This is a genomic window from Iodobacter sp. BJB302, assembly GCF_002735645.1.
Lineage (GTDB): Bacteria > Pseudomonadota > Gammaproteobacteria > Burkholderiales > Chitinibacteraceae > Iodobacter.
The window spans coordinates 31,013-50,951 of the sequence record NZ_PDZG01000034.1; the positions used below are offsets into that span (position 1 = coordinate 31,013).

Sequence of the window (19,939 nt, forward strand, 5' to 3'; positions counted from 1 at the left end):
CCCGGTCCGGCTGCCGCGCGTTGTTTTGGGGCTAAGCCTGCGCAGAAAATTGCGGCATGCTTACTTGAATGGCGGTGGTGTTGCCACTGGCAGAGTAAATCATTGGCGCGTTTGCCGCTTTGGCTGCTTGTTCTAAAGCGGCGGTGGCTTTTTGCAGCGAGGTATCCATGGTTTTAATCGCATCCTGATAAAGCGATTTATCCGTTTTGGATTCTCTTTTGCTTTTCTGGATTTCCAAAGCCAGAAGCAGCTTGGCTTTTTGCATGATTTTTTTTGCGTCTTCCAGAAAAGCTTTATCCTCAGCACTCATGCCCTTATTGGATGGCGACGCCATTTCATTATTTGATTTTTCAGCTTTCTCTTCTTTTTCGGTTTTTTCAGTCGCTTCGGCTTTTTCAGCCTTCTCTGCAATTTGCAATGCTTGCTCTGCGGCTTGCCCCGCTACTGCCCCGGCATTTTCTGTGCTGCCAGCTGCAGGTGCTGTTTGCGGGGCCGCTGCAGCCGGGCTGCCTCCTGAAATGAGCGGCGTTTGCACAGCGCTGCCGCCACTTACGCCTGCATATTCTGCAACAGCGGCCGCAATTTGCTTGGCCAGCCTGGCTGCTGCCGCGACATTGCTTTTGCCCACGCCTGCAAATTTCAACATGCCATCCAGCTGGCGTTTGAGCATATCCAGCCGTGCTTTGGCTGCACTTTTTCTGCTTGAAACCGGATCCCATTTCGGGATTTTAAAAGAGAAGCTGCTTTCCTGCGTCTGGCTGCCTTCGTTTTTTTCGCTGTGCGGGCGGGCGTTTAAGGGCTGGAGGAGTGTTTGGATAGAGTCGGCAGCAATTTTCATATAAAACCTTGATGAGAAAGCAAGTAGTCAGTCTTGTGCCTATATATCGAAGAAAAACCGTCAATCTTTAATGTGATTTGTAAAGATCGGTTTTTTGATGGCTCGCGATGCAATAGATCTGGCCTGAAGCAGTTTGCCATAATTGTATTTGTTGTAAATTTTTATAAAATGATTTGTCAGTAAAAAAACAAACTAAACCATGAAAATCTTTCGTTGAGCAACAGTAATGAGTAAGTGCTCTGCTACCCAGAGGAAACTCGCTCATGTTATTTCTTCACCGCCTTAGTGTGCGTACCAAGTTGGTGTGCTTGTTTTTATGCTTAAACTTGCTCACGGTACTGTCGTTTTCCATTCATACCTATCTTCAAAGCTCTGAACAAGCTGTGGCCCTGATTGACAGCCGCCTGAATGCCGCTGCGCGCGCTGTGCCTACCTTGCTGGGTGAAGCCTTTTTTTTCCTCAATGTTTACCGAGGGCAGTGTAAGCAAGGCGCAAATGGCCGCAAATGCTCTTAAGCTGGATCATTACGCCAGGCCGCTGGAGGTGAAATACCTCTACCTTTTATGGCAAAAAGAGGATGGCGTTTATTATCTGGCCGATGGCGCAGGGGAGCAGGAGGTGGCTGCGGGTAAATTCAGCCAGCACCTGGAAAAATACAATCCCAGCGAGGGCGTTTTACGTGCTTTCAGCCGCAATAGCATTGAATACGACGAATACACCGATAAATATGGCACCTTCCGCTCGGTATTTATCCCGCTGCAGCACAAAGGCCAGCATATTTTGCTGGCAGCAGATGTGCCGCTGCAGGCCGCTATGCAAAGCCGTAATGATGCACTAAAAGAAACGCTGCTAATTGGCGTGGTGTCCTTACTGGTGGGGGCGATTATTTCTTGGTTTTTAGCTAATTTGCTTGGCCGCTCTATTTTAGGGATTGCCAATCATATATCCCGTCAGGCTCAGGACCATAATCTGTCTACTGAGCTGAAGCCACGCGGACAAGATGAAGTCGCCACCATTGCCCGCAGCTTTAATCATCTTTGCTCGGCATTCAGCAGCACTTTAAGAGAAGTTGCTGATAATGCGCTTGATACTGTTAAAAGTGCAGAAAGCGTGCGGCAAAGTGCTTTGTTTGTGCGGGATGCAGCCAGTAAGGGCCAGCACTATCTGGCCGATATCGCACACCGCTCCGGCCATATCGGGCAATTGTCTGCGGGCAGCCGGGAAATGCTGGGCCAGGTACAGCTGCAATTAAGCGGCGTAGATCAGGAGATGGCAGGCTCTGGCACTGCGGTGAAAGAAATGACATCGGGCATGGCCGATCATGTGGCCGCCAACCGCCAGCTGGCGCAGCGTTTTAAAGCGCTCTCTACCGATGTGCAAAGCATTACCGTGATTTTGCAGCGCATTTCAGGTATTTCTGAGCAAACCAATTTACTGGCACTTAACGCCGCAATTGAAGCGGCCAGGGCTGGTGAGGCAGGGCGCGGCTTTGCCGTGGTGGCCGATGAAGTCAGAAAACTGGCGGGGCAAACGCAGGCAACGCTTTCAGAAACTGATCTTTTTGTGGGCACGCTCACCCATTCCATTCATGAAACAGCCAGCATCATTACGCAGCATGCCGATGAGGCCGACCGGCTTTCCGGCGCATCGGATCTGGTAGAAAGCGCGCTGGAAAAAACCCGTGGACTGCTCAGCCAGTTGCGCCATGCCTTTGCCCAAAGCGTCAGCCAGAGTGAATCCATCAGCGATTCGGTGGGCGATATGCATACCGATCTCAAAGAGCTTGAAATCAATGTGCGTCAAAACACCGAAGAAGCCGACCGCCTTTCTGCCGAAGCGGTCAGTCTGGAAAACACCTCGCGGCTGTTAAATCAATCGCTGGTGAGCTTTAAGCTGGGTTAGTGTTTTCATTCTGCTTAATGCCCGAAGGCGTTATTTCGGGCAATGCCCGTGTTTCGCATAAAAAAATGCGGCCCCTCACAGGGCCGCATTTTTTATAAAGAGAGCCTGAGCTCTGCTTTCTTTATACCGCCAGGCGATGACGGATTTCGCGTAATGCTGCAGACATCATGGCGAGATCTGGCGCGAGTGTTTTCATTTCTTCAAACATTCTGCGGCAGTGGGCTATGGCTGTTTCCTGGCTTTGCAACCATGATTCAACCCGCACACTTGGCGCAGCACCAGGGCTGAGCTCCAGCGCGGCGCTGGTCAGCGCGATATGAGCGCGCTGCAGATCATCGCGGCAAGCCAGGCGTGCCAGCGTTTGCCAGTGGTTGGTGCGTGGCAATTGCTCAATCAGGCTGTGCAGCCAGTCCAGCTCCAGCGCGTCACCCAGGGCAAAGTGAATGGTGGCTACGGCATCCACATCAGCGGCTTGTTTTTTGGTGAGCAGCGCGATATTAAGCAGCTGCGTTGCACCATCAAGGCAAGCGCTTTGTTTGGCCAGTGCAGCAGGTACGCCTGCAGCCAGCCAGCTTTGGGTGATTTCCACCTGCTTGGCCGAGCCCGCATACCACTCAGGCAATTGCGGCAACAGCGCCGGGATGGTCCCTTTCAGCTCGCGGATCAGCTCTGCGTAATCTGGCAGGGTGTCCTGATTTTGCACCAGCCAGCGTGTTGCATGCTCCAGCTGACGGCGCTCGCGCAGCAGCATAGCGTATTGCATGGATGCCGGAATGCTGTTGTCCAGCGATTCGATGGCAACAAAGCGGGCTTCGCTGTCCAGTAGCTCGGTGGCGTCGTACCATGCACGCACAATCGTGGCTGGGGAAAGCTCGGTTTCCTCAGAAAGACGGAAGACAAAGCTGATACCCATGCGGTTGATGGTGCGGTTGGTCAGCTCATTGGCCACAATTTCACGGCGCAATGGGTGCTCGCCCAAGCGATCACCAAAGCGATCCACCAGCGGTTTAGGGAAGTAAGCCGCCAGCAGATTGTCCCAATCCGGGCTGTCTGGCAAATCACTTGCCAGCAAGTCCTGGAACAATGCCATTTTTGCGTAGGCCAGTAATACCGCCAGTTCCGGACGCTCTAAGCCCTTGCCTTCTTGCTGACGCACGGCGATTTGTGTGTCGGTGGGCAAGAATTCAATGCGGCGGGATAGGCGGCCGCTTTTCTCCAGTGCCTGCATAAAGCGCTGATGCACAGGCAAGAGCGAGGCCGTTTGCTGGTATTCCAGGCTGATGGCTTCGGTTTGCAGATAGTTATCACGCAGAACCAGCTCGCCCACTTCATCGGTCATTGAGGCCAGCAGATCGTTACGTTGCTTCATGGTCAGATCGCCACCGGCCATAATGCGGCCCAGCAGAATCTTGATATTCACTTCGTGATCGGAGCAATCCACACCGGCCGAGTTATCAATCGCATCGGTATGCACGCGGCCACCGTGAGCAGCGTATTCCACGCGGCCCAGCTGGGTGAAGCCCAAATTGCCGCCTTCGGCGATTACTTTGCAGCGGAATTCCTTACCGTCGATACGTACTGCATCGGTACCGCGATCGTTGGCTTCAGCTGGCGTTTGGGTGGATGCCTTCCCGTATGTACCAATCCCGCCGTTGTAGAACAAATCAACCGGCGCTTTCAGCATGGCGCGGATCAGCTCGTTTGGCTCCAGCTCGTCAGCTTCGATGTCCAGAATGGCTTTAACTTCGGCCGACAGCGGGATGGTTTTGGCATTGCGCGGCCAGACACCGCCACCTGCAGAAATCAGCTCTGCGTTGTAATCCGCCCATGAAGAGCGGGGCAGATTAAACAAGCGTTCGCGTTCTTTAAACGACGCGGCAGGATCCGGATTTGGATCCAGGAAAATATGGCGGTGATCGAACGCCCCCAGAAGCTTGGTGTGTTCGCTGCGCAGCAGGCCGTTACCAAATACGTCGCCGGACATATCGCCCACGCCGATGACGGTAAATTCATCGGTACGGGTGTTAATGCCCAACTCACGGAATTGGCGCTCTACCGAAACCCATGCACCCTTGGCGGTAATGCCCATTTTCTTGTGGTCGTAGCCTACCGAGCCGCCCGAAGCAAAAGCATCATCCAGCCAGAAGCCATAATCGCGTGAAATACCGTTAGCGATATCAGAGAATGTAGCCGTGCCCTTATCTGCAGCCACCACCAGGTAAGGATCATCCTCATCCAGGCGGCGTACTTGCGGTGGATGAACCACTTGGCCCGCTACTAAGTTATCGGTTAAATCGAGCAGACCACGGATAAAGTTTTTGTAGCACTCAATGCCGCGTGTCATTAGAGTTTCGCGATCGCTTGGTGGGTTTTTCACCACAAAGCCACCTTTGGAGCCCACCGGCACAATGACGGTGTTCTTTACCATCTGTGCTTTTACAAGGCCCAGCACTTCGGTGCGGAAGTCTTCGCGGCGGTCAGACCAGCGCAAGCCACCACGCGCTACCTTACCGCCGCGTAAATGCACGCCTTCCATTTCTGGTGAGTAAACGAAAATTTCAAATAGCGGCACAGGCTGCGGCATATTCGGAATACGCGCCGATTCAATCTTGAACGAGGTGTAGGACTTGCTCTTGCCTTCAGCATCCAGCTGGAAAAAGTTGGTGCGTACAGTAGCCAGAATCGCGGCCAGCAGGCTGGAGAGAATGCGCTCCTCATCCACGCTGGATTGATTGGCGCAAGCCTGGCGAATTTCTTCGGCCAGAATATCCGCCACGCCAGGTGCGCTGGTGGATGGATCGTGCGACATCACAAACAGCGCAGCCAGCTGGCCGCTCAGCTTGCCGTGGCGCAACAGGCAATCGGCAATGATTTCAATACCGTATTTCAGATTCACCTGACGCATATAGCATGAATAAGCACGCAAAATCAGCACTTCGCGCCAAGCCAGACCAGCCCCCAGAATCAGACGGTTAAAGCTGTCGTTCTCGCATGCGCCTTCAAAAATAGCGGCAAAGGCAGCAATCAGGCGCTCACGGTCGATGCTGTTTTCCAGTGACGTGCCAGCAGGCAGGCGCAGACCAATATCAATAATCCATGCGTGTTCTGTCTGATCGAAGGTCAGCTCATAAGGGCGCTCGTCCAGCACGCGCACGCCCAGGTTTTCCACGAGTGGCAGGCAATCGGACAATTCAATCGGTTTGCCACGGTAAAGCTTTAAGCGCCACAGCGTTGGATCAACCACGCTGCCCGGTGAAAGGGTGATGGCAATTTTGTCATTCTTTAAGCTGGTTTCCAGCGCTTCAATATCGTAAACCGCAACACGGCCGGAGAAATCTGCGCAATAAGCCGGGGAGAAAGCTCGCTGATAACGCTGATACAGCGCGGCACCTGCTTCTTCGCCGCGCACATGGGTCAGCTGATTGCGTAAGTCATCCTGCCAGCGCTGGGCAGCACGGGCGATTTCGTCTTCAATTTCTTTAACATTGTAAACAATGCGCTCGCCCACCGGCAGATGAATCAGGAAGTGGATGCGTGCTAATGGGCTGTCAGCCAGCAGAACATTAAATTCTGCTTCGTAGCCACCCAGGCGTTCCATCAGAATTTTCTCAACCTTCACGCGCACTTCAGTGGTGTAGTTATCACGCGGCACAAACAGCATCACGGATACATAACGGCGGTAGAGGTCTTCGCGGAAGAAAGTACGCACGCGGCTGCGCTCGTGCAGGCTGACGACGCCCTGAGCGATGCGGGTTAAATCGTCGATGCCGATTTCCAGCAGCTCGTCGCGCGGATAGGTATCGATGACATTCAGTAAAGCCTTGCCACGATAGCCGCCTACATCGGCATTGCTCGCCAGCAGAACCGCATTAATTTTTTTACGCAGCAGTGGGATATTGCGTGGCGGTGTGGTGTAAGCGCTGGCGGTGTAAAGACCAAGAATGCGTAATTCACCAATGACTTTGCCATTGGCATCCACTTCGCGCAGGCTGACCATATCGAGGTAAACCGGGCGGTGGATCAGGGAGCGGGTATCGGCCTTGGTCATCAGAATCAGCGGATCGGCTGAATAGGCGCGCTCTCTTAAATCAACAGGTAAGGCTGCCCATGTGTGCGACAGGCCGGAATCGCCGGAGTCGCGCAGCAGGCCATGGCCAGAGCCACCTACAAAATGCAGGTTGCCATCTTCCGCAAAGCGGTAATCACGCACGCCAAGGAAAATAAAGTGGCCAGCCAGCATCCATTCTAAAAATGCACTGGTTTCGCGCACCAACACCATATCCAGCGGAGGCGGGCGATGACGCAGTCCTTCCAGTGCTGCAGTGACGCGGTCTGCCATGGATGGCCAGTCGGTTACGCATGCGTCCAGCATGTCCAGCGCGTTGTTCAGATCGTTTTCCAGCTGGGTAATGGCTTCGCTGGCCGTGATGCGGTCAATCTCAATATGCATCCATGATTCGGCCGTGCCTTGCTCGCCCATGCCTTGCCAGTCGCCATTTTCCTGACGGCTTACTTGTAGTACGGGGTGTACAACCTGATGTACGCCGTAACCCAGCCGTGCAACAGACATGCCGATCGTATCAACGAGGAAAGGACGATCCGATTGAACAATCTCAATGACGGTGTGGCTGCTTTGCCAGCCATGATCAGGCACGCTTGGATTATAAATACGGATTTTGCGCGTATTCGCCACCCGGGTGCGAGCCATACGCCAATGCGCAAGCACCGCTCCAAACCAATCTTCCGGCGTTTTTTCTATTAAATCGTCTTCAGAAATGTGTGCGAAGTAAGCAGAGAGAAAATCTTGGGTGATTGGCTGGTCACTCGCTGCAGCAAGTTCGCCAAGTGCTTTGAGTGTGGACAAAACGGTCATAACAGAAGCTCCGGTTCAGTGTGCCCTGACTCTATACCCACCTTTCAGGCATTGCCAGCTTTGGCGCATCATGATTTTCACTAATAGCAGGAATACAATAGTAAGGATATTGCCGCCAAGTTGTTGTTGTTAATGAATAAGCCTGACAGCATGTTATTTTTAACAATAGGGTAAATTGTAAATTTCAAGAATGTTTAATTTGTCACCCCATTAGTAATCTGCGGTTTTAAAATTTAATCAAGAACATATTGATAAGTGAAATCACCTATGGTGCTGGTTTTTGCTAAGAATAAAGCCGCTTGCAATGCCCATGTTATAGGCGCTTTATGACCGTTTATATTTATAAGTAGTAAACGACTGTTTTAAAATTGCTGCTCGGGTGTTATTTGTTAATGCACTGCAGAAAAATAAATAATTGCTTCATACATGCAGCGCTGTTATTGATTGGCTTGATAAATAAACATGAAAATCCAATTAGGGCAGGAATGGAAAGTGCTTGTAAGTTTTCGTGCTTTTGCCAGCCTGCCGCATCCACATTGCCCATAAAGGTTTCTCACTTGTCCAGAGCAGAAAGATTACTGAGTTTAATGCAGCAATTACGCCTGAATCACTACCCTGTAAGCGGTGCCGTACTGGCAGAAACACTGGGGGTCAGCTTGCGAACGCTTTACCGTGATATTGCAAGCTTACAGGCACAGGGCGCAAAAATTGAAGGCGAAGCTGGTCTGGGTTATGTATTGCGGCCAGGCTTTACGTTGCCGCCTTTGATGTTTACGGTGGAAGAAATCGAAGCGCTGGCGCTGGGAGCCAAATGGGTGGCCAATCGCGCCGATTCAGGGCTGGGGGATGCCGCAAACCATGCATTAAGCAAAATTGCGGCCGTGTTGCCTGCAGAGCTGCGCTTTGAGCTCGACAGCGCCGCTTTATTAATTGGCCCCAGTATGCATCCGGGTGATTCGGATGAAACGCTTCATCTGATCAGGGCAGCCATCCGCCATGAGATGAAGCTGGATTTGCTGTACATGGATGCAAAACAACAAGCATCCCATCGTCTGATCTGGCCCTGCGCGCTGGCTTTTTTTGATCAGGCGCGGGTTATTGTGGCCTGGTGTGAAACAAGGCAGGCTTTCCGCCACTTTCGGGTGGATCGCATTCAGTCAGTGATCAGCCTGGATGAGCGTTATCCAAAGCGGCGCCAGACTTTGCTTAAAGCCTGGCGTGAAGCCGAGGGTATTCCTGCAGGGGGCCGGGGTGCTTAGGCAGCCTCATGTGCGCGGTCGAGTTTCTGAACTTTGCGCCATACAGAGGGAGAAAGCGTTTCAGCCTGCCGCCATGCGGCTCTGAATGCCTGAGGGCTGGCAAATCCGCAGTGCTCGATAATGCCTTCAATAGAGCGGTGGCTGTCTTTAAGCATGCGACGGGCCAGATCAAGCTTCAGTTTTTGCTGGTATTGCTTCAGCGTAATGCCGCAGGCTTGTTGAAATAAGCGGGCCAGGTGCCGGTAGCTCAGCGAAAACTGCTCAGCCAGCTCGTCATAAGTGCCTGAATCGCAAGGGTGTTGTGTCATATAGTCCTGTACCAGATGAATGACAGGATCATTGTGATTGCGGTAGCAAAGCGGCGCGCTCAGCTCCGGATCGTGCTCCAGACGCCGGAACTGCACCAGGTTTTCCCGCGCCACTCGCAGCGCAACTGCACTGCCAAAGTACTGGCCCACCAGGTGCAAGGCCAGATCAATCCCGGCTGAAACACCTGCCGACGTATAAACAGGCCCGTCCTGCACCATCAGCCGTTTACTCAGCACGCGGGAGGCGGGAGCTGCTTTCTGTAAGCGCTCCAGGTAATCATGATGAGTGGTGCAATATCGCCCGTTAAGTAAGCCTGCTTCAGCCAGAAAAAGCGCGCCTGTGCAGACACTGGCAATGATGACGCCCTCAGGCATGTTTCTACCTAAGGCACTAAGCCAGTCCACCACTTTTAACTGATGAGGCGTGTATGGCTGATCGGTTTGAATTTTGCTACCCACCATTACCACCACATCGCCCTTGATTAATTTTGCGGGCAGCGGTGCAATATCCATCAGGCTGACCCCCTGAAAGCTGTTGAGCCCTGTATGGGGGCCAACGCAGTGAATGCTGAGCTCAGCAAGGCCCAGTTCGGGCAGCGTGCCCAGAATTTGCATCGGCCCGCCTAAATCCAGGATATGTACATGGGGAAGCAGCACAAAGAAAATACGTTTCATGGCGTAATGGCAAAGCGTTCGTTAAAAAAACTTACAATCCGGCGGCGTGCATCTTCGCGCGCATCAGGATTGGGGGCTGAGAAGCTTTCTCCCCCTTTGCCGCGATGTGAGTAAGGATCCTGATAAAGGTTTTCTTTTTCCAGCATATCGAAGCCATGCTCTGCATTGGGGTAGACCTGCACGCTCAGCTGATTGCGATATTCAGGCTCCAGCGACTGAGCCAGCTCAGGGCAGGCTTGCTCACTATCGTCGTAACGATCTTTTGCTCCCGCCAGAATCAAGACTTTGGTGGCTCTCAGCGCCTGGAAGCGATAGCCGGGCACTTTGTTATAAGCCCAGCAAACAGGGTAGAGCGCAATATTTCCCTGTAAAGGCGGAACCCCTGCTGGCGGTCCGTTCTCTTTGGTGGCCGAGAGCATCGCCATCACGCCTCCCCATGAAAACCCCATCACACCGATGCGTTTTGCGTCTATTTTTTCCTGATTGGCCAGCCATACTTCCGCGCCCCATAAATCGGGCAGGGTGTCGTGCACTTTGTCCGGGCGGCCTTTTGCGCCGCCACTCAGGCCTCGGGCCCCCCACATATCCAGCTCCAGGCTGGCGATGCCTGCTTTAGCCAGGTTCTGAGCATGCATGGCACCGCGTGAATCTATACCTGCGGAGCCATGCAAAATAATCACGACAGGAAATTTCCCTGTGCCCTGTGGCGTGCGAAACACCCCCATGACTTCCAGCGGCGTTTTACCACCCAAAGCAGGAAAGTGAACTAGCCGGGTATTCAGCGCGGCGGCTTCTGGCTCGTTGGCAACCGCCGCAGACAAAAGTCCGCAGCAAAGCAGGCCGGTAAGGCCTTTAACAGCAAAATTTTTCATGAGCGTGCAGGTCTGTGAATTTGCAATTGTGCTCATTCTAAATGCAAATTCATAATCATGTGCATTAAAAATTTTATGTCCTTATTTTTGCTTTTTTTGTCCTTTTTTTCGCTTATCCATTTGGAATTAACCAAGTAAGATCAATAATAACTTGCATTAATAAGTATATAAGGGGCGGATGTGTCAAAACTTGAATTGCACTGGAATCCAGATTTTTCTGCGGAATATGGCAGAAATATTGTTGATCTGATTAATGCCACGGTGGCTGATGGCGGAACGCTCGGGTTTATCGAGCCGCTGGATGCAGATAAAGCCCGGCAATTTTTAAGCGCGCTGATTCAAAAAATAGCCAAAGGGGAAACGTACGCGCTTTACGGCTCTGAAAATGGCGAGCCGGTTTTTTTTGTTTTAATGAATCTCAGCACCATGCCTAATTGCCGCCATAGCGCTGAGCTGGCCAAAGGCGTGGTTTCTCCGCGCTTCAGGGGGCAGGGGCTGGTGCAGGCGGCTTTTAAGGCTCTGATCAGCAAGGCGCGCGCTTTGCAGATTGAGCAGTTTGTGCTGGATGTACGGGCCAATTCACGGGCGCATCAGGTGTGGCAATACTTTGGCTTTAAAACATGGGGCGTATTAGAAGACTACGCCAGAATTAACGGCCAAAAGCATGCCGGGCACTATATGGCGCAATCGGTTGAATCGCTGGCGGAACGAATAGCATACACACAGGAGGAATCAGCATGTTAATGACAAAAGCAGAATTTAAAACCACCTTAGAAAAAACTTTACATAAACATTTAACGCTTTCTCATCCGATTTTTTTGCACTTACTGGATGAAAAAAATCCCAATAAGGAGTTGCTTAAACAAGTTGCATTGCAGGGCTATCAGCTGACTAAGCATTTTCTTGATTATGTGGAGCATCTCTTCTTTTATTGCCCGCATCCCAAGTTTAAGAAAGCGCTGCTGATTAATGTGTACGAGGAAGAAACAGGCCAATTATCCCGTACCGATAACCATGTTGTGCTGATGCAAAATTTTATCCGGGCTTTGGGCATCAGCGATCAAGAGCGTGATGCTGCTGTGGCGCTGCCCGCCACCCAGCGTCTGATTGATTACCGGCTGAATGCGGTACGCAATCCTGATCAATACCATATTGGCGCAGCGGCGGTCATGATTGCCAGTGAAGGACAAAACCTTGAAACCAAGGCGGGTGAAGCAAGGCATACGCTGCTGGGCGGGGTTTATGGCCTGAACGAGTACGATCTTTTGTTTTTTTCGGTACATCAAAAAGAAGACGTTGGCCATGTGCAGCAGGGCTTGAATCTGGTGAGCACACTCTGTGATACCCAGCAAAAACAACAGGAGGCCCTGTTTGCCGTAGAGCATACCTGCGAGCTGTTCTGGGGCATGTACGAGAACCTTTATCAAGAATATTGCCAGCAAAGCGAGCCTTGCCTGAGCAACTGACGGGAGCCCCCGATGAATAAAGCCAGAATCACCTGGACCCTGGTTGGGCTGGGTTTCTTTACGATGTTTTTATCCAGTGCGCTTAAAGGGGTTTTTCAAGTGTACTTCAGCGATCTCGCCCAGTCTTTTGGGCGTGGCCGCGCAGATTTTGGCTTTGCTGGGGGCTTGTTTTTGCTGGTGTCTGGTCTGGCTTCACCGCTGGTAGGCGCGTTATCTGACCGGGCCGGACCCATTAAAACGGTGATGCTGGGCAGCCTAACAGGCGGAATTGCATTTGTGCTGCTGGCCTGGTTTTCTGGCCAGTACTGGTTATTTGTTGCTCTGTATGGCCTAGTTGCAGCATTTGCATTGGCGGCCATGAGCTATGTGCCGATGGGTGTGCTGGTTGATCGTCTGTTTGAGCAAAAAAAGAAAAGCTTTGCCTACGCAGTGATCAGTAATGGCACGTCGGTGGGGTTTATTGTGCTGTCGCCCCTGTGGTTATGGCTGCAGCCGCACTTTAGCTGGCAACAGATCTTTATGGTGATCGGCGCATTATTCGCAGGGCCAGTCACATTATTGCTGTGGTGGGCAAGCCGCCTTCCCATGCCTGAGAAACCCGTTGCAGAGCATAAGCAAGAGGGCAACTGGCGCAGCGTACTGAGCGATCAGGGCTTTTACGTTTTAGCGCTCGGTTTTATTGGCTGCGGTGCCACCATGGCCTTTATTGATATACACCTTGTGCCGCTTTGGCAGGATGGCGGGGCCAGCCGCGCAGGGATGGGGTTCAGCTTAAGTTTGCTGGGTATTCTTGAATTAATCAGTGGTTTGGCCGCTGGCTGGCTGGCTACGCGCTATGCACAGCAAAATCTGCTTGGCCTGTTTTATTTAATGCGCTGCCTCGCTATGGCGCTGCTGCTTGTGCAAAACAGCCTTGTTACGACCTATCTTTTTGCAGCCATTTTTGGGGCCAGCTACTTGGGGACGGTTGTGCTCACTTCGGCAATATGCCTGGAGCGCTATGGCAATCAGGTCAAAGGGCAGGTATTTGGGGTCTTATTTTTACTGCACCAGGCAGGTGGCTTTGCCTCGGCCCAGCTGGGGGCTTATGGCTACGATCTTTTCCATAGCTACCGGCCCACTATTATTGTGCTGACCCTGATCACGGCCATAGCGGGGCTGGCATGTTTTCTCTTTTTTACCGAATCAAAACACCAGCCTGCAGTAGAGCCGGCATAAACCATTGAGGCCATGATGTTTGATATCCAATCCGACAGCCAAGTCTTGCGCCAAGGGCAGTTTGCCGATTATTCAGATAGTTTTTGCGAGCCGATTGCCATGACATCGGCTTACCGCTTTCAATCTGCAGAGCAGGCGGCAGCCCGCTTCAGCGGTGCAGAGCCGGGCCATGTTTACAGCCGGTTTACTAATCCGAGCGTACAGGTGTTTGAAGAGCGCGTGGCCTTGCTGGAAGCCGCAGAAGGCGCGGTGGCTTTTGCATCAGGCATGGCCGCGCTGACGGCAGTGATGATGGCGTTTGCCGAAAGTGGTAGCAATATTGTCTGCTCACGGGATGTGTTTGGCACCACGCTGGTGGCATTACGCAGCTACTTTGCCCGGTTTGGAGTTGAAGTGCGCGTAGTGGGTCTGATGGATTATGCGGCATGGCAGCAGGCAATTGATCAGCAAACCCGCCTGGTTTTTGTTGAAACCCCCTCCAACCCCATGCAGGATATTGTCAATATTGCGGTGCTGGCTGGTTTGGCCCATGCAAAGAATGCCTTGCTGGTTGTGGATAACACCTTACTCACACCCATCATGCAGCAGCCCTTATTGCTGGGCGCTGATCTCGTTTTGCATTCAGCCGGTAAATATATGGATGGGCAGGGGCGCTGCGTTGCGGGTGTTGTTTGCGGCCCCCAGTCGCTGATGTCCCCTCTGCGCGGTGTGCTGCGCACCCTGGGTTTTTCTTTGAGCCCGATGAATGCATGGCTGCTGTTAAAAAGCCTTGAAATGTTGTCACTGCGTATGGTACAGATTAATCAAAGTACTTTGCAGCTGGCCTCCTGGCTGGAACATCAGCAAGATGTACAGGCTGTTTATTACTCCGGCCTTGAGAGCCACCCCTGCCATACGCTTGCTTGCCAGCAGCAGGCCGGTTTTGGTGGTGTATTCAGCTTTAAAGCGGGCACAGACCGCCACGATGCCTGGGTCTTTATTAATGCTTTGCGGCTGATATCTATTGCCACCAATATTGGCGATACACGCAGCATGGTGACGCATCCTGCTTCAACCACGCATGGCCGCCTTTCACCAGAAGAGCGGCAGCAATCAGGCATCAGTGAAAATCTGGTCCGGCTGTCCATTGGTCTGGAATCAAGAGAAGATCTAATCCAGGATCTTGCCCAGGCTTTAATGCAGATGCGCAGCGCCCGCTTGCCGCATTCCATCTCTTTACAACAAGCCAGTGCTTTGGCTTAACTGCCATGTTAAGTGCACTGTTATTGCTTGCCTTGGTATTACAGGCGCTGGCCTTGTCGCCCTCGTTGCGGCGGGCCTGGCCAGGCGTCTTGCTGGCTGGCATTCTGGCGCTTAGCCTCGATGCCGGCCGGGCAGGCTTTGCCAGAGTGGACGCCAAACTATTTGGTGCAATGTGCAGCAGCCCAATCCCGCTTAAATCCTCCATAAACACTGCTGACAAAAACTGACACAGCCCGCCTATAGGATGAAAATACTTTCAACCACACATGAGGTTTAACGTGTTTAATCCTGACTTTGTATTGCTTTATGTGAACAGCCCCGAAGCCAGTGCGGTGTTCTATCAGAAAATCCTTGGCATTGCCCCTGTTGAGCTTTCGGCCACATTTGCACTTTTTAAATCAGAGTCTGGCTTAAAGCTTGGCCTCTGGGCAAAAAACACCGTAGAGCCTGCCGCGCTGGCTTGCGGTGGCGGCGCTGAGCTGGCTTTTGCTTTAGATGATGCGGCAGCCGTTGATGATCTTTATGCCCGGTGGTCTGAGCTGACTATTATACAAAAGCCTGTGCAGATGGATTTTGGCTATACCTTTGTGGCCACAGACCCAGATCAGCATCGTTTACGGGTCTACGCACTGAATGCCGCTTAGCAAAACTCTGGCAGAAAAGAGATGAATAACTGGATCGCAGTGGTATGTGCCACCCATGTGGCGCGTGGCAGGGAAGGCGGTTTTATGCAGGTTTGCCATGGCAAGGCAGGCCCGCTAAAACGCATTCAGCCTGGCGACAGGGTGGTGTATTACTCCCCTGCAACGGAAATGGGCGGCAAAGATAAATTGCAGTCTTTTACCGCCATTGGGATGGTCAGGGCAGGGGAACCCTATCCCTTTGATATGGGAGGCGGTTTCATTCCTTACCGTAAAGATGTAGATTGGTGGCCCGCACAGCAAGCGGCCATACAGCCTTTATTAGAACCGCTGGAATTTTCTAAAGGTGTGCGTCAGTGGGGCGCGCCATTTCGCTTTGGCCTGTTTGCAATCAGTGCGCATGATATGCAGATTATTGCGAATGCAATGGGGGTAAATATTGGTGCACCTCCGCCTTTATTAAGCAGCGGCCCGAATCAAACTGTTTTTCCTTTTTAAATTCACATAAAGCATCAAAAATGAATCCAAAACGTCTTGAAGTGAGTGGCTTTACGGTTGCAGGTATTGCTGTCAGAACAAAAAACAGTGATGAATTCAACCCCACAACGGCCAGAATTGCCAGGCTTTGGGGGCGTTTTTTTTCAGAGAATTTAATCGATAAAATCCCGGGGCGCATGGCGAATTCTCCTGTTTATGGCGTTTATTCAGGGTTTGAAAGCGATGCAAATGGCTTTTACGATTTAACGGCGGGCGTCTCTGTTCATCAGGGGGGTGAGCATTTCACGCATATCGCCATTGAGCCAGGTAGTTATTTGGTTTTTGAAGGCGTGGGGCCTATGCCCGGCGCTGTGATACAGGCATGGGGGCAAGTCTGGGCTTATTTTGAACAAAACCCACACATTAAACGCAGCTATCAGAGTGATTTTGAATCCTATATTGGCCCGGCCGAAGTGCATATTTACATCGGTGTAGCTGCAGAATAAAGTGCGAATAAAGTGCTGTTCCTGTAAAGTCTGGTGGGCTGCATAATCATTGCGGCCACGCCAGAGATGCTTATCCCAACAGGAAAACTTATGTGCAGAGTGCTTGTTCTTCTTTTTATTTTTTTATGCCCGGTGCTTGTCGCGTGCTCCCAGATGCCCGTTTCAGCTGCGATACAGTCTGAGCAAACGCCACCAATTAAATCCTTAATCAGCTTAATGACACAGCGCCTCGCTGTTGCGCCTTTGGTGGCACAAAGCAAATGGAATAGCGGTGCTGCGATTAATGATCCGGCCCGCGAGCAGGCTATTCTGGCTGATGTGGAAAAACAAGCTCGGGCGATTGATCTTGACCCCCGCTTTGCAGCGGCGTTTTTTCAGGCTCAGTTCGATGCAGGTAAGCTGATCCAAAGCCAGCTTCATCAAAAATGGCAGAAGCAAAAACAAGTCCCGTTTTCTCCCGCGCCGGATCTGGCAAAAGAGGTGCGTCCTGTGCTGGACCAGCTCACCCCTCAATTACTGATGGCGCTAAAAACGATACAGGCTGATTTATGCAAGGCCGGAGTTAAACAATCTTTACAAACCGCAACATTTGGCCAGACGGATGACGAAGTCAGCAAAATGGCCGTCAGCACATTGCAATGCCCCTGAAGCTTGGCCGCAGCTGCCGCTGAAAAACGCGCTAATTTGATAAAACAAGGGGGCAGGGGGCTTAATTACTTAGCAAACAGCGGCGAAGAAAGTAAGTCACTCTGTTAGAATCCTGCCCCATGATACGACTTAAATCCCTCACTCTAAGACGCGGCACCAAGGTGCTGCTTAATTCTGCAGACCTTCTCTTGCAACCCGGCAGCAAAACCGGTGTAGTAGGGGCCAATGGTGCAGGTAAATCCAGCTTCTTTGCGCTGATGCGCGGCGAATTACACCCGGATGGCGGCGATATCGAAATGCCGCCACGCATTACAATCAGCCATGTGGCTCAGGAAACCCCGGCACTTGATTGCTCGGCGCTTGATTATGTACTGGATGGCGATCGCGAATTACGCCGTTTAGAACACGAATTAGAAAACGTCTCGCACGATGACGGCATCCGCCACGGCGAGCTGCTGGGCGAATTTGACGCCATTGATGGCTATACCGCAGCATCCCGCGGGGCAAAATTGCTGGCGGGTCTGGGTTTCTCTACCGAAGAGCTTTCTAATCCTGTATCTAGTTTCTCTGGCGGCTGGCGTATGCGCCTGAATCTGGCCCAGGCTTTGATGTGCCGCTCAGATTTGCTGCTGCTGGATGAGCCAACCAATCACTTGGATCTGGAAACAGTGGTTTGGCTTGAGCAATGGCTCAAAACTTACCAGGGCATGTTGCTGGTGATTTCGCATGATCGCGATTTCCTTGACAACACCATCAAGCAAATTCTGCATGTGGAAGGCGGCGCACTGACGCTTTACACCGGTACCTATGAAGACTTTGAAAACCAGCGCGCCGAGCGTTTATCGCTGCAGCAGCTGGCTTTTGATAAACAACAGCGCACGATTAACCACTTAGAATCCTTTATTACCCGCTTTAAAGCCAAAGCAAGTAAGGCACGCCAGGCACAAAGCCGGGTTAAAGCGCTGGAAAAAATGGAGCGTATTTCTGCCGCGCACGTGGATTCGCCATTTACTTTTGCCTTCCGCGAGCCTGAAAACAGCCCTAATCCTTTAGTTAAACTGGAAAACGGCCAGGCTGGCTATGATATTAATCGCCCCATCTTAAAAAACCTAACACTCAGCCTGGAAAACGAAGCGCGTCTTGGTTTGCTGGGTGTGAATGGCGCGGGTAAATCAACTTTCATCAAGGCTTTGGCTGGCGAAAACCCACTGCTGTTGGGTGAGCGTGAAGAGGGTAAGGGCCTAAAAATTGGTTACTTTGCCCAGCATCAGCTCGAGCATTTGCGTCTGGATGAATCCCCGCTCTGGCATATGCAAAAAATTGATCCGCAAACGCGCGAGCAAGAACATCGCAACTTCTTAGGCGGTTTTGATTTTAACGGCACCATGGCCACCAGCAAGATTGAGCCGTTTTCCGGCGGCGAAAAAGCGCGTCTGGCTTTGGCTCTGTTGATCTGGCAAAAACCAAATCTATTACTGCTGGACGAGCCAACCAATCACTTAGACATCGAAATGCGCCAGGCGCTAACGATGGCGCTGCAAGATTTCGAAGGCGCGATTATTGTGGTCTCGCACGACAGGCACTTGCTGCGCGCCACGGTAGATGATTTCTGGCTAATCGAAGACGGCACAGTTCGCCCGTTTGATGGTGATCTGGATGAGTACACCAAATACAGCCAGCAAAAGCGCAGCGAAGAAAACAGCGCACTGCGTAATTCCAGCAGCGCCATTGATCGCAAAGCACAGAAAAAACTGGAAGCCGACGCACGCCAGCGAAATGCCGTGCTGCGTAAACCCGTAGAGAAAAAGCTCGCCAAGGTAGAAAAAGACATGGCGGTGCTGACGGCAGAAATGCAGAAAGTGGTGGCTTTGCTGGCCGAAGAAAGCCTGTATTTGCCTGCAAGAGCCGCAGAATTAAAAACAGCGCGCGAAAAAGAAACCGAGCTTAAAAATAAGATCGATCCACTGGAAGCGCTCTGGTTGGAAATCTCGGATGAGCTGGAAGCTTTACGCTAAACGCGGCTGATAAGCCGTTACAAACGCATGGACAATCGGGGTGCTTTCACAGGCATTCTGATCACCATGCGTTTTTCTTTGTAAATTGCCGGTGATATCTCTGTAATATTGACCATTTATTCTCTTTGCGTATAGTTCGCCGTAATGATAATGCAAACAATGCCCTATGTTTTTATCTGCTTAATCTTTGTTTCTTTTTCAGCATCCGCTGAAATGTTCAAATGTTTTGACGGCGTCCGCCCCAAATACACCTATCAAAATAAGCCTTGCGAAGAAGCGGGTTTAAAAACAGAAAAAATTATTACGGATAAAGATGCCCTGATTGGCAGCGTTGATTACTCTGACTACAAGCGGGAAGCCAAAGAAAGAGCGGCTTTGGCTGATTTATCAGAGCAAGGCAATCATGAGCACCGCAAAGCAGATTATGCCCGCTCTTGGGCAAATCAGAGGCAGGATACGGCTGATGAATGCGCTGCCTTGCTGTTAGAGAAGCGGCATATTTTATCGATGCAGCGGCAAAACTCGACCGCATGGCTGCATGAGCGTTATGCGGCAAATCGCAAAAGAATGCAGACAATCGATTGCAGGGCGTTTAATTAGCGGCATGAAAAAGCCTTCTTTTCTATGCATCACTCCGTCAGAACAGAGCTTGTAAGTTTTCTAGTTATTTATGCATTAACTTTACATAATATACAATATACGAATACTGACAAATCGGGGGTGTAAGATATATTACAACATGTAATTATTATTGTTGGCTTGAAAGGATTTGCAGGTTTACACTGCGACAACAAAGAAGGGAAGAGGGTGTTTCCCTTTGATAATACTCCTTATAAACATACATATAAGCAGACAAATTCGGCAACCATATGGTAAGCGCTCAGCCCTCCCACCTAGCCAACTGCTTTAGCCTTCGTTATCTTGTGGGTTCTGATCTTTAACAAATGGCAGCAGCTCGTCAATTCGGCTATTGGGCCAAGTCGGGAGTTTTTCTAATGT

18 protein-coding genes are annotated in these 19,939 nt (G+C 51.4%); 14 read left to right on the forward strand and 4 right to left on the reverse strand.

Going from position 1 to position 19,939, the window contains the following annotated elements; all coding sequences use genetic code 11:
* Positions 1-31: 31 nt before the first annotated feature.
* Positions 32-838, reverse strand: coding sequence for a hypothetical protein (locus tag CSQ88_RS12265; RefSeq protein WP_099398386.1), 807 nt, complete (start codon positions 836-838; stop codon positions 32-34).
* Between the two features lie 263 nt (positions 839-1,101).
* Between CSQ88_RS12265 and CSQ88_RS23000 the strand changes: the two genes are divergently transcribed.
* The gene (locus CSQ88_RS23000) at positions 1,102-1,353 is read left to right on the forward strand and encodes a hypothetical protein (RefSeq protein ID WP_180273642.1); all 252 of its coding nucleotides are present in this window, start codon (positions 1,102-1,104) and stop codon (positions 1,351-1,353) included.
* Positions 1,334-2,740 (forward strand): methyl-accepting chemotaxis protein, encoded by a 1,407-nt coding sequence (locus CSQ88_RS12270; RefSeq protein WP_180273643.1) that lies wholly within the window; start codon positions 1,334-1,336, stop codon positions 2,738-2,740. Before CSQ88_RS23000 ends, CSQ88_RS12270 begins: the two co-directional genes overlap by 20 nt.
* Positions 2,741-2,861: 121 nt before the next feature.
* Here the strand turns inward: CSQ88_RS12270 and CSQ88_RS12275 are convergent, their stop codons facing one another.
* On the reverse strand, positions 2,862-7,613 hold the full coding sequence (locus CSQ88_RS12275; RefSeq protein WP_099398388.1) for an NAD-glutamate dehydrogenase: 4,752 nt from the start codon (positions 7,611-7,613) through the stop codon (positions 2,862-2,864).
* A gap of 557 nt (positions 7,614-8,170) precedes the next feature.
* Between CSQ88_RS12275 and CSQ88_RS12280 the strand changes: the two genes are divergently transcribed.
* Positions 8,171-8,872 carry a YafY family protein gene (locus CSQ88_RS12280; RefSeq protein WP_099398389.1) on the forward strand — a complete coding sequence of 234 codons (702 nt, stop codon included), beginning with the start codon at positions 8,171-8,173 and terminating at the stop codon, positions 8,870-8,872.
* Here CSQ88_RS12280 and CSQ88_RS12285 read toward each other — a convergent pair.
* Positions 8,869-9,855, reverse strand: coding sequence for a GlxA family transcriptional regulator (locus CSQ88_RS12285; protein ID WP_099398390.1), 987 nt, complete (start codon positions 9,853-9,855; stop codon positions 8,869-8,871). The two genes, CSQ88_RS12280 and CSQ88_RS12285, sit on opposite strands and share 4 nt — an antisense overlap.
* A complete protein-coding gene (locus CSQ88_RS12290; RefSeq protein ID WP_099398402.1) occupies positions 9,852-10,727 on the reverse strand; it encodes a dienelactone hydrolase family protein in 876 nt (291 codons plus the stop codon). Before CSQ88_RS12290 ends, CSQ88_RS12285 begins: the two co-directional genes overlap by 4 nt.
* 180 nt (positions 10,728-10,907) lie before the next feature.
* Here CSQ88_RS12290 and CSQ88_RS12295 point away from each other — a divergent pair, with 180 nt between their 5' ends.
* The 11 genes from CSQ88_RS12295 to CSQ88_RS12345 all read left to right on the forward strand — a co-directional run bounded on the left by CSQ88_RS12295 (position 10,908) and on the right by CSQ88_RS12345 (position 19,540).
* Positions 10,908-11,471 (forward strand): GNAT family N-acetyltransferase, encoded by a 564-nt coding sequence (locus CSQ88_RS12295; protein ID WP_099398391.1) that lies wholly within the window; start codon positions 10,908-10,910, stop codon positions 11,469-11,471.
* Positions 11,465-12,193 carry a TenA family transcriptional regulator gene (locus CSQ88_RS12300; RefSeq protein ID WP_099398392.1) on the forward strand — a complete coding sequence of 243 codons (729 nt, stop codon included), beginning with the start codon at positions 11,465-11,467 and terminating at the stop codon, positions 12,191-12,193. The genes CSQ88_RS12295 and CSQ88_RS12300 overlap by 7 nt, the downstream gene beginning before the upstream one ends.
* A 12-nt stretch (positions 12,194-12,205) precedes the next feature.
* Positions 12,206-13,411, forward strand: coding sequence for an MFS transporter (locus CSQ88_RS12305; RefSeq protein WP_099398393.1), 1,206 nt, complete (start codon positions 12,206-12,208; stop codon positions 13,409-13,411).
* Positions 13,412-13,423: 12 nt separating this feature from the next.
* Entirely contained in the window at positions 13,424-14,653 is a 1,230-nt protein-coding gene (locus CSQ88_RS12310) for an aminotransferase class I/II-fold pyridoxal phosphate-dependent enzyme (RefSeq protein ID WP_099398394.1), read from the forward strand.
* Between the two features lie 5 nt (positions 14,654-14,658).
* Positions 14,659-14,880, forward strand: a complete 222-nt coding sequence (locus tag CSQ88_RS12315) for a hypothetical protein (protein WP_099398395.1) — start codon at positions 14,659-14,661, stop codon at positions 14,878-14,880.
* Positions 14,881-14,931: 51 nt separating this feature from the next.
* On the forward strand, positions 14,932-15,297 hold the full coding sequence (locus tag CSQ88_RS12320) for a VOC family protein (RefSeq protein WP_099398403.1): 366 nt from the start codon (positions 14,932-14,934) through the stop codon (positions 15,295-15,297).
* 21 nt (positions 15,298-15,318) lie between these two features.
* Positions 15,319-15,792, forward strand: coding sequence for an EVE domain-containing protein (locus CSQ88_RS12325; protein WP_099398396.1), 474 nt, complete (start codon positions 15,319-15,321; stop codon positions 15,790-15,792).
* Positions 15,793-15,812: 20 nt separating this feature from the next.
* The gene (locus CSQ88_RS12330; RefSeq protein WP_099398397.1) at positions 15,813-16,277 is read left to right on the forward strand and encodes a GyrI-like domain-containing protein; all 465 of its coding nucleotides are present in this window, start codon (positions 15,813-15,815) and stop codon (positions 16,275-16,277) included.
* Positions 16,278-16,430: 153 nt separating this feature from the next.
* Entirely contained in the window at positions 16,431-16,925 is a 495-nt protein-coding gene (gene aroQ, locus CSQ88_RS12335; protein WP_257212580.1) for a gamma subclass chorismate mutase AroQ, read from the forward strand.
* 119 nt (positions 16,926-17,044) lie between these two features.
* On the forward strand, positions 17,045-18,940 hold the full coding sequence (locus CSQ88_RS12340) for an ATP-binding cassette domain-containing protein (protein ID WP_099398399.1): 1,896 nt from the start codon (positions 17,045-17,047) through the stop codon (positions 18,938-18,940).
* Positions 18,941-19,153: 213 nt separating this feature from the next.
* Positions 19,154-19,540, forward strand: coding sequence for a hypothetical protein (locus CSQ88_RS12345; protein ID WP_143449475.1), 387 nt, complete (start codon positions 19,154-19,156; stop codon positions 19,538-19,540).
* The last annotated feature ends 399 nt before the right edge of the window (positions 19,541-19,939 follow it).

Bases quoted from the DNA above. Each gene is read 5' to 3' on its own strand.
- CSQ88_RS12265 (WP_099398386.1), bottom strand. From the start codon at position 838: ATGAAAATTGCTGCCGACTCTATCCAAACACTCCTCCAGCCCTTAAAC.
- CSQ88_RS23000 (WP_180273642.1), top strand. From the start codon at position 1,102: ATGTTATTTCTTCACCGCCTTAGTGTGCGTACCAAGTTGGTGTGCTTG.
- CSQ88_RS12270 (WP_180273643.1), top strand. From the start codon at position 1,334: ATGGCCGCAAATGCTCTTAAGCTGGATCATTACGCCAGGCCGCTGGAG.
- CSQ88_RS12275 (WP_099398388.1), bottom strand. From the start codon at position 7,613: ATGACCGTTTTGTCCACACTCAAAGCACTTGGCGAACTTGCTGCAGCG.
- CSQ88_RS12285 (WP_099398390.1), bottom strand. From the start codon at position 9,855: ATGAAACGTATTTTCTTTGTGCTGCTTCCCCATGTACATATCCTGGAT.
- CSQ88_RS12290 (WP_099398402.1), bottom strand. From the start codon at position 10,727: ATGAAAAATTTTGCTGTTAAAGGCCTTACCGGCCTGCTTTGCTGCGGA.
- CSQ88_RS12300 (WP_099398392.1), top strand. From the start codon at position 11,465: ATGTTAATGACAAAAGCAGAATTTAAAACCACCTTAGAAAAAACTTTA.
- CSQ88_RS12305 (WP_099398393.1), top strand. From the start codon at position 12,206: ATGAATAAAGCCAGAATCACCTGGACCCTGGTTGGGCTGGGTTTCTTT.
- CSQ88_RS12310 (WP_099398394.1), top strand. From the start codon at position 13,424: ATGATGTTTGATATCCAATCCGACAGCCAAGTCTTGCGCCAAGGGCAG.
- CSQ88_RS12315 (WP_099398395.1), top strand. From the start codon at position 14,659: ATGTTAAGTGCACTGTTATTGCTTGCCTTGGTATTACAGGCGCTGGCC.
- CSQ88_RS12325 (WP_099398396.1), top strand. From the start codon at position 15,319: ATGAATAACTGGATCGCAGTGGTATGTGCCACCCATGTGGCGCGTGGC.
- CSQ88_RS12330 (WP_099398397.1), top strand. From the start codon at position 15,813: ATGAATCCAAAACGTCTTGAAGTGAGTGGCTTTACGGTTGCAGGTATT.
- aroQ (WP_257212580.1), top strand. From the start codon at position 16,431: ATGCCCGTTTCAGCTGCGATACAGTCTGAGCAAACGCCACCAATTAAA.
- CSQ88_RS12340 (WP_099398399.1), top strand. From the start codon at position 17,045: ATGATACGACTTAAATCCCTCACTCTAAGACGCGGCACCAAGGTGCTG.
- CSQ88_RS12345 (WP_143449475.1), top strand. From the start codon at position 19,154: ATGTTCAAATGTTTTGACGGCGTCCGCCCCAAATACACCTATCAAAAT.